This window comes from Pseudomonas sp. BN414 (assembly GCF_029871275.1).
Classification (GTDB): domain Bacteria; phylum Pseudomonadota; class Gammaproteobacteria; order Pseudomonadales; family Pseudomonadaceae; genus Metapseudomonas; species Metapseudomonas resinovorans_C.
Genome location: NZ_SSOL01000018.1, coordinates 1 through 8433 on the forward strand (window position 1 = coordinate 1; position 8433 = coordinate 8433).

The 8433-nt window shown below is 64.2% G+C and carries 8 protein-coding genes; 7 read left to right on the plus strand and 1 reads right to left on the minus strand.

From position 1 onward, the window contains the following. Nucleotides 1-448 precede the first annotated feature (448 nt). The 7 genes from E8E95_RS01010 (at nucleotide 449) to E8E95_RS01040 (ending at nucleotide 7655) form a co-directional block, all read left to right on the plus strand. Nucleotides 449-1798, plus strand: a complete 1350-nt coding sequence (locus tag E8E95_RS01010; protein ID WP_280347443.1) for an outer membrane beta-barrel protein — start codon at nucleotides 449-451, stop codon at nucleotides 1796-1798. An 81-nt stretch (nucleotides 1799-1879) separates the two neighbouring features. Next, nucleotides 1880-3190 (plus strand): ABC transporter substrate-binding protein, encoded by a 1311-nt coding sequence (locus E8E95_RS01015; protein ID WP_280347445.1) that lies wholly within the window; start codon nucleotides 1880-1882, stop codon nucleotides 3188-3190. Between the two features lie 70 nt (nucleotides 3191-3260). Beyond that, a complete protein-coding gene (locus E8E95_RS01020) occupies nucleotides 3261-3983 on the plus strand; it encodes an ABC transporter ATP-binding protein (RefSeq protein ID WP_280347447.1) in 723 nt (240 codons plus the stop codon). A gap of 4 nt (nucleotides 3984-3987) precedes the next feature. Further along, nucleotides 3988-4689, plus strand: a complete 702-nt coding sequence (locus E8E95_RS01025; protein WP_280347449.1) for an ABC transporter ATP-binding protein — start codon at nucleotides 3988-3990, stop codon at nucleotides 4687-4689. Between the two features lie 2 nt (nucleotides 4690-4691). After that, complete coding sequence (locus tag E8E95_RS01030) at nucleotides 4692-5555, plus strand: branched-chain amino acid ABC transporter permease (protein ID WP_280347452.1); 864 nt, start codon at nucleotides 4692-4694, stop codon at nucleotides 5553-5555. Beyond that, nucleotides 5555-6571, plus strand: coding sequence for a branched-chain amino acid ABC transporter permease (locus E8E95_RS01035; RefSeq protein WP_280347454.1), 1017 nt, complete (start codon nucleotides 5555-5557; stop codon nucleotides 6569-6571). Before E8E95_RS01030 ends, E8E95_RS01035 begins: the two co-directional genes overlap by 1 nt. Before the next feature lie 154 nt (nucleotides 6572-6725). Continuing rightward, nucleotides 6726-7655: a LysR family transcriptional regulator gene (locus E8E95_RS01040; RefSeq protein WP_280347456.1), complete on the plus strand. Its 930-nt coding sequence runs from the start codon at nucleotides 6726-6728 to the stop codon at nucleotides 7653-7655. A gap of 275 nt (nucleotides 7656-7930) precedes the next feature. Here the strand turns inward: E8E95_RS01040 and E8E95_RS01045 are convergent, their stop codons facing one another. Beyond that, a complete protein-coding gene (locus E8E95_RS01045) occupies nucleotides 7931-8317 on the minus strand; it encodes a hypothetical protein (protein WP_280347458.1) in 387 nt (128 codons plus the stop codon). Between the last annotated feature and the right edge of the window lie 116 nt (nucleotides 8318-8433).

An 8433-nucleotide genomic window follows, 5' to 3' on the forward strand; every position in this document is an offset into this window, starting at 1 on the left:
GGGATGTTGGGCTTCGCATCGCTCAGCCACAACCTACGGTCCGCGCCTTGACGCGATCCTGTTAATGAAACCGTCCGACATCGATTTCCTGATGCAGCGATTCGCCACCCATTCGTAGGTTGGGCCAAGCGCAGCGCGGCCCAACGAGCGGGCGGGGATGTTGGGCTTCGCATCGCTCAGCCACAACCTACGGTCCGCGCCTTGACGCGATCTTGATTGTGATTCCGTCCGATAACCGCCCATGCCGCTTCCCTCCATTCCCGCACCGGCCGCTCTAGCACCGGGCGCGCAGCATTGTTCGCGAAGCACGAACACTCATATCGCCGAAACCGGAATTGTTGGCGGGGAGGGCCGCTTGTAGCTTGCGACCCAACCGAGCAACCAGACCCGCACTGCCAGCGGTGCACACCTCGGTCTCAGGCTGACTAATAACAACAAGGTAGCTGCCATGATCTCTCGCAAGCCCCTTATCGCGTCCTCGCTGTGTGCTCCGGTCCTGGCGGCCGCTGCGCTGTTTCCCGCATTCACCCAGGCTGCCGAGCCGGGGCCGTCCGGTTCGCTGTTCCGCAGCGCTTTCGGCGACGGCCTGGAAAAGGATTACGGCATCAAGGTCCACGGATGGGCACAGGCTGGCTGGATCTACAACGACAACGGCAGCGATGACGTAAGCAAGCAGGCCTTCTTCAACAATGACGAAGGCTTCAACCTCAACCAGTTCGCCCTGGCCATCGAAAAAACACCCAAGGGCAATGTGATCGGTCGCGTCGGTCCGTTCCCCGGCCCGATGCCCGAGGAAGCCGACTGGGGCTTCAACGTCACCGCTCTCTATGGCAAGGACGCGCGCTTCTTCAAGACCTACGGCTTCGACGAAGACCTGGGCGTCAACCGCAGCGCGGATGCCAACGACGAGAACTTCAACATCGCCCAGGCCTATCTGGATTTCTACATCCCGGTACTCGGCGGCTCCAACCTGATGCTCGGCGTGTTCCACACCCCGCTGGAAAACGAGATCGGCTTCGCCCTGCCAAGTCCGGCGCCCACGGACTTCTACAGCCACACCTATTCCTTCATGCACGGCCCGGCCAAGCACACCGGAGCGCTGTACTCCTTCAAGCTGCCGCAGGAGGAGGGTGGCAGCATGCTTGGCTTCGAACTGGGCGTGGTGCAAGGCTGGAACAACATGCAGGACCCCAATGGCGACCCGGACGTGATCGCCAACCTGCGCTGGCGTTCGGCGGACTTCCGCACCTGGGTCGACTGGGAAAACATCTACGGCAATGGCGCGGGTGATAGTTTCGCCGAGTGCGCCTGCGGCTCGCCGATTCCGGCCGGGACCGATGACCAGGACCTGACCCGCTATGCGTCGTACCTGACCGTGTCCCACGTTCTCGATGAGCGCAATCGGGTCGCGGTGGAGTTCAACTTCGGCCAGCAGGAGGACGCCGCTTTCGCCGGATTCGCCGACAAGAGCAACGCCCATTGGTACGGCACCGACGTCAACTGGTACCACCGCCTGGACGACAACCTGATGTGGAACAGCCGCGCCGAGTGGTTCTACACCGACGCGCCGGTACACGTGGTGATGGCCAACATCGACCCGCAGACTGGCATCCCCGATCCGAGCTGGGGCAGCTTCTACGGCTTCACCACCAACCTGGCCTGGACGCCGGTGCCGAACGTTCGCCTGCGCCCCGAGCTGCGCTACGACATCCACAGCGGCAACGGTCGCGACGCATTCGGTGGCGGCCAGGAAGACAGCCAGTTGATCGGCTCCTTCGACATCACCGTCTTCTTCTGATCCATCCGCACCTACTGCCTTCCCGGCCGGGTCTCTTTGCGGGCTCGCGCCGGGTCTCATCCTCCAGTCGAGGTATCCGTCATGGACAACAACAAGAAACTTCTCGGTGCCGGGATTTCCCGGCGTGATTTCCTGCGGGCCAGCGGCGTCGTGGCTGGCGGCTCGCTGCTCGCAGGCTTTTCTTCAGGGCCGCTGCTGGCCGCGGAGAAGGTCATCCGCATCGGCTATGTCAGCCCGCAGACCGGACCGCTGGCGCCTTTCGCCGCGGCGGATGGCTACATCATCGAAAGCCTCGCCTCGGTGCTGAAGAACAGCATCACCGTTGGCGGCCAGCGCTGCCGCCTGGAGGTGATAGTCAAGGACAGCCAGTCCAACCCCAACCGCGCTGCCGAAGTGGCCAACGAGCTGATCCTCGAAGACGGCATCGACCTGATGCTGGTGTCGTCCACCCCGGAAACCACCAACCCGGTGTCGGACCAGTGCGAGATCAACGAGATCCCCTGCATCTCCACCGTGGCGCCGTGGCAGCCCTGGTTCTTCACCCGTGGCGGCAAGCCGGATGAAGGCTTCCAGTGGACCTACCACTTCTTCTGGGGCCTGGAGGACGTGATCGCCACCTACACCGCCATGTGGGGCGGCATGGGCAGCAACAAGGTGATCGGCGGCCTGTTCCCCAACGATGGCGATGGCAACGCCTGGGGTGACGGCAAGCTGGGCTTCCCTCCTGTGCTCGCGCAGAAGGGCTTCCAACTGGTGGACCCGGGTCGTTTCCAGAGCCTCACCGACGACTTCTCCGCGCAGATTTCCGCCTTCAAGAAAGCCGAGGCGGAGATCGTCACCGGTGTGGTCATTCCGCCGGACCTCACGACCTTCTGGACCCAGGCGCGCCAGCAGGGCTTCCAGCCCAAGGCCATGTCGGTGGGCAAGGCGCTGTTGTTCCCCTCGGCAGTGGAGGCCCTTGGCAAGGCCGGGCACAACCTGTCCACGGAAATCTGGTGGAGCCCGAGCCATCCCTTCAGCTCGTCGCTCAATGGGCTCAGCGCTGGACAGCTGGCGGCGCGCTACACCCAGGCCACCGGTAAGCAATGGACCCAGCCGCTGGGCTTCGTCCATGCCCTGTTCGAGCTGGCGGTGGACATTCTTCAGCGCACCGAGGAAGTGGGCAATCCCGAAGCCACCCGCGATGCCCTGTTGAAGACCGAGCTGAACACCGTGGTCGGCCCGGTGAGCTGGAAGAACGGCCCGGTGAAGAACGTCGCCAAGACCCCGCTGGTGTCCGGCCAGTGGCGGCTCGGCGGGCCGTTCACCTACGACCTGGTGATCACCAGCAACCAGACCGCGCCACAGATTCCCGTTGGTGGGGAGATGCAGGCGATCACTTACGGCGGTTGAGTTCTTACCCCCTCTCCCCAGCCCTCTCCCCCAGGGGGGAGAGGGAGTCGTATGAAGCAGGTATCACGACATGCAACAACTCCTCGTACTGGAGCAGGTGCACAAGAGCTACGGCTCGGTGAAGGTGACCGACGATCTCAGTCTGGCGCTGGCGCCGGGTGAGGCGCTGGGCATCATCGGGCCCAACGGCGCCGGCAAGAGCACGCTGTTCAACCTCATCGCCGGTGGTGTGGCCGCCGACAGCGGGCGCATTCACTTCCAGGGTGAAGACGTCACCCGCGAGCCGGTGTTCAAGCGCTGCCAGCGTGGCATCGGCCGCTCCCACCAGATTCCCCATCCCTTCGTGAAGATGACGGTGTTCGAGAACCTGCTGGTGGGCGCCACGTTCGGCGCCGGCCAGTCGGAGAAGGACGGCTACGCCTGGTGCGCGCACATCCTCGAACTCACCGGCTTGATGAAGAAGGCCAACGCCCTGGCCGGCTCCCTGACCCTGCTGGAGCGCAAACGCCTGGAAATGGCCCGCGCCCTGGCCACCCGGCCGCAACTCCTGCTGCTGGACGAGATCGCCGGCGGCCTCACGGAGCCGGAGTGCCTGGAGCTGGTGGGCACCATCCAGGGTATCCACCGTTCGGGCACCGCGATCATCTGGATCGAGCACATCGTGCATGCGCTGCTGGCAGTGGTCGGTCGCCTGGCGGTGATCAACTTCGGCCGCAAGCTGGACGAGGGCGAGCCCACTGCGGTGATGGCCAATCCGAAGGTGCAGGAAATCTACATGGGCATCGGGAGCTGAAGCCATGCTGACGATCCGCAAATTGCGCGCCGGCTACGGCGACTTCCAGGCGTTGTTCGGTATCGACCTGGAGCTGGCGGCAGGTGAAACCGTCGCCATCATCGGCTCCAACGGCGCCGGTAAATCCACCTTCCTGCGTTCGCTGGCCGGACTGATCCGCAACGAACCCGGTGCCATTCGCTTCAAGGACGAGTACATCGGCAGCCTGCCGGCCAACCGCGTGCTTGAACGCGGCATTGCCCTGGTGCCGGAAGGCCGCAAGCTGTTTCCCTCGCTGAGCGTCGAGGAAAACCTGCTGATCGGCGCCTACAGCAAGCGCCCGGGTCCCTGGAACCTGGAGCGCATCTACAGCCTGTTCCCGGTGCTGGCCACCTTGCGCAAGCGCCCCGGCACCGCGCTGTCCGGCGGCCAGCAGCAGATGGTCGCCATCGGCCGGGCACTGATGTCGAGCCCGAGCCTGCTGCTCTGCGACGAGATCAGCCTGGGCCTGGCGCCCACCACAATCAAGGACATCTACGCCGCGCTGCCGTCGATCAAGGCCGATGGCACGGCGGTGATCCTGGTGGAGCAGGACATCAACCAGGCCCTGGCGGTGGCGGACCGCTTCTATTGCTTCCAGGAAGGCCGAGTCTCGCTCTCCGGCAAGCCGGGCGAGGCGAGCAAGGAGCAGATCAAGGCGGCCTATTTCGGCCTGGCGGAGGCATGACGATGGAATGGCTCGATACCCTCGCGCAGGGCGTACTTCTCGGTGGGCTCTACGCCCTGTTCGCGGTCGGCCTGTCGCTGATGTTCGGCATCATGCGCCTGGTCAACATCGCCCATGGCGACTTCATCGTGCTGGCCTCCTACCTGGCCCTGGTGGTGGTGGAAACCCTCGGCCTTTCGCCGTTGGCCAGCCTGGTGCTGGTGGTGCCACTGATGTTCGTGATCGGCTACGGCCTGCAGCGCGAGTTGCTCAACCGCACCCTCGGCAACGACATCCTGCCGCCGCTGCTGGTGACCTTCGGGATGTCGATCATCTTGCAGAACGTCCTGCTGGAATTCTTCAGTGCCGACAGCCGCAAACTGTCCCAGGGCGAGCTGGAAGTGGCCAGCGTCGCCGTCGGTGGGCTCAGCCTGGGTGTCATGCCGTTGATGGTGTTCGGTTGCGCACTGCTGGTGATCGGCGGATTGCAGCTGCTGTTCTACAAGACTCGCCTGGGGCGCGCTTTCCGCGCCACCTCGGATGACCAGCACACAGCGCAGCTGATGGGCATCGACAACCGCCACATCTTTGGCCTGGCCATGGCCCTGGCGATGGCGGTGGTGTCCATTGCCGGCGTGTTCCTCGCGGTGCGCACCAGCTTCGACCCCAGCGTCGGTCCGGCGCGCCTGCTCTACGGCTTCGAGGCGGTGATCATCGGTGGCCTCGGCAGCCTCTGGGGCACCCTGGCGGGTGGTGTGATCCTCGGCGTCGCCCAGGCGATCGGTGCGCGCATCGACCCGGGCTGGCAGATCCTCGCCGGTCACCTGGTGTTCCTGCTGATCCTGGTTTTCCGCCCGCGCGGCCTGTTCCCCCGGAGTGTCGACTGATGAATGCGATGAACAATGCCTACCTCGTCCAGCGGGCTACCCGCAGCAGCCAGGTGGGCCTGGCGCTGCTGGGCGTGCTGGTGCTGGTCCTGGCGTCTCTGCCGTTCTGGGCGGACCGTGCGGTGCTGCGCCTGGTGGTGGAGTTTTCCTATTACCTGGCCCTGGCGCAGATGTGGAACCTGCTGGCGGGCTACGCCGGGATGGTTTCCGTGGGCCAGCAGGCCTTCGTCGGCCTCGGCGGCTACCTGCTCTTCGTGCTGGCTTCACAGCTCGGTGTGCCGCCACTGGCGGCGGTCTTCCTCGCCGGGCTGGTGGTGGCGCTGCTGGCGGTGCCCACCGCGCTGGTGCTGTTCCGCTTGCGCGGCGCCTACTTCGCCATCGGCACCTGGGTAGTGGCCGAGGTGTTCCGCCTGGGCCTGGCCCAGGTTGGTAGCCTTGGCGGCGGTTCGGGACAGAGCCTGCCGGCGTCCATCGTGCGGCAGATCGGCAGCAGCCGCGATGGTCGCGAGATGCTGCTGTACTTCAGTGCCCTGGCCATTGCCGTCGGCGCGGTGCTGGTGGTCTACCTGCTGCTGCGCTCGCGCCAAGGCCTGGCGCTGACCGCGATCCGCGATTCCGAGCCGGCCTCGGGAAGCCTCGGCATCAACGTGTTTCGCACCAAGCTGATGGTCTACGTGCTGGCCGCCGGCTGCACCGGCGTGGTGGGTGCGCTGATCTTCCTGCAGAAGCTGCGCATCTCCCCGGACGCCGCCTTCAGCGTGCAGGACTGGACCGCCGCGGTGATCTTCATCGTCATCATCGGCGGCATCGGCACCCTGGAAGGGCCCCTGATCGGCACGCTGATCTACTTCGTCCTGCGCAGCTGCTTTGCCGAGTTCGGCGCGTTGTACATGATCATCCTCGGGGGCGTGGCGGTGCTGATGATGCTCAAGGCGCCCCAGGGCGTCTGGGGTGTGGTGAGCGAGCGCTTCGGCTGGCAGTTGTTCCCGATGCAAAGAAGGTTGATCGGGGGCTAATGCCAGGGGCGAATGGAACCGTTCTTGTGGGGGCGAATTCATTCGCTAAGCAGGCCGAAGGCATGCCGGTTTGGGGCCGCTTCGCGCCCCTCAGCGAATGAATTCGCCCCCACAAGTTTCTATCCTGCAACTCCTTGCCAGATCGGAATCGAACATGGACCGCCTGCTCAGCATCGAAGCCTTCGTTCGCGTCGCGGAAACCGGCAACTTCGCCAAGGCCGCCCAGCAACTGGGGGTGACGCGCTCGGTCATCAGTCACCGCATTCAGCAGTTGGAAGAGTTCATCAGCGCGCCGCTGTTCCACCGCAGCACCCGCCATGTGCGCCTCTCGGAAGTCGGGGAGACCTACTACAAGGAATGCGCCGACATGGTGGCGAGCTTCAACAGCCTCACCGAGCAGATGCGCGACCTGCGCGCCAAGCCGACCGGCAAGCTGCGCATCCAGATGCTGCCGGGCTTCGCCCTTGGTCACTTCGGTGGCCTGCTGGCGGAGTTCACGGACCTCTACCCGGACATCGAGGTGGACGTGATCGTCAACGACCGGGTGGTGGACCCGATCGAGGAAGGCTTCGACGTGGCCTTCCAGATGTTCCCGCCACTGGCCGAATCGCTGATCGAGCGCAAGCTGTTCTCGGTGCGTCGGCTGTTCTGCGCCGCTCCGGAATATCTGGAAAAGCATGGCGCGCCCGGCGTGCCGGCAGACTTGCAGGCGCACAAGGTGGCGCTGTACGAGGGCTACCCGTCACGTAACAAGTGGGTGTTCAACGGCGATGAGCAGGTGGAGCTCAACCTCACCGGCCAGGTGCGTTCCAACTCGGTTCACCTGCTGCGGGACTACGCCGTGACCGGTACCTGCGTGGTGTGCCTGCCGACCCTGGTGGCTAGTGAGGACCTGCTGGCCGGGCGCCTGGTGCCGGTGCTCACCGACTATTCGCTGACGTCCTTTAACTTCTCCGCCGTCTACCCGGCGACCCAGCGTCGGGCGCTGAAGGTGCGCACCCTGATCGACTTCCTGGTGGAGCGCATCAGCGACGAGCCGGCCTGGGATCGGCCACTGCTAGAGCGTGGGTGGGTACAGCCGTGATCCGAGTTGGTCAGTTCAGGCGCCTTGTAGGAGCTAGCTTGCTAGCGAAAAAGAGCCATTCGCTGGCAAACCAGCTCCTACGGGTAATGCAGCTACTTGCAACACTTAATGCGGCTACAGCCTTGTCGATGGGTATCGCAGGCTCCACCCATCCTACGGAGTGCCGAGTCGCACAACCTCAGCCCCAAAAAGACTGAAGGCGCCATAAGTGGCGCCTTCTGCCTTTCGAGGATGTGCATACATCGTGATTGCCTGCCTCTGAACTGCTCCGGGGATCAGCTGATGCGGTTGGCGCCAGTGCGGTCGGCACCACCTTCGGCTACACGCAGGGCCTGGGAACGCTCGGAACCGTTTTCAGCGACATCGAAAGCCTTGGTGCGGTCGGCACCACCTTCGGCTACACGCAGGGACTCGGAACGCTCGGAGCCGTTTTCAGCGACATCGAAGGCCTTGGTGCGGTCGGAGCCACCTTCGGCAACCCGCAGGGACTCGGAACGCTCGGAACCACTTTCAGCAACCCGCAGGGATTGCGAACGCTCGGCACCGCTTTCAGCGACGCGATGGACATTGGTGCGATCAGCGCCACCCTCAGCAACCGAAAGGGCGAAAGCGGACGCGGACAGGCTGGCGAAGAACAGGCTGGCGAGGATTTGCTTTTTCATTTTGGGCACCTTGGTTTTGGGGGTGGTGTTTGTCTGTGGGGCCCATGTTACTGATGTGATTTCGATGAAGAAGTGATCCTGGGTAATGGTTACCATCGACGTTAATGATAGTTATG

Excerpts from the sequence above, each read along its gene's own strand:
- E8E95_RS01035 (WP_280347454.1), top strand. The coding sequence starts at position 5,555 with ATGAATGCGATGAACAATGCCTACCTCGTCCAGCGGGCTACCCGCAGC.
- E8E95_RS01025 (WP_280347449.1), top strand. The coding sequence starts at position 3,988 with ATGCTGACGATCCGCAAATTGCGCGCCGGCTACGGCGACTTCCAGGCG.
- E8E95_RS01010 (WP_280347443.1), top strand. The coding sequence starts at position 449 with ATGATCTCTCGCAAGCCCCTTATCGCGTCCTCGCTGTGTGCTCCGGTC.
- E8E95_RS01040 (WP_280347456.1), top strand. The coding sequence starts at position 6,726 with ATGGACCGCCTGCTCAGCATCGAAGCCTTCGTTCGCGTCGCGGAAACC.
- E8E95_RS01020 (WP_280347447.1), top strand. The coding sequence starts at position 3,261 with ATGCAACAACTCCTCGTACTGGAGCAGGTGCACAAGAGCTACGGCTCG.
- E8E95_RS01045 (WP_280347458.1), bottom strand. The coding sequence starts at position 8,317 with ATGAAAAAGCAAATCCTCGCCAGCCTGTTCTTCGCCAGCCTGTCCGCG.
- E8E95_RS01015 (WP_280347445.1), top strand. The coding sequence starts at position 1,880 with ATGGACAACAACAAGAAACTTCTCGGTGCCGGGATTTCCCGGCGTGAT.
- E8E95_RS01030 (WP_280347452.1), top strand. The coding sequence starts at position 4,692 with ATGGAATGGCTCGATACCCTCGCGCAGGGCGTACTTCTCGGTGGGCTC.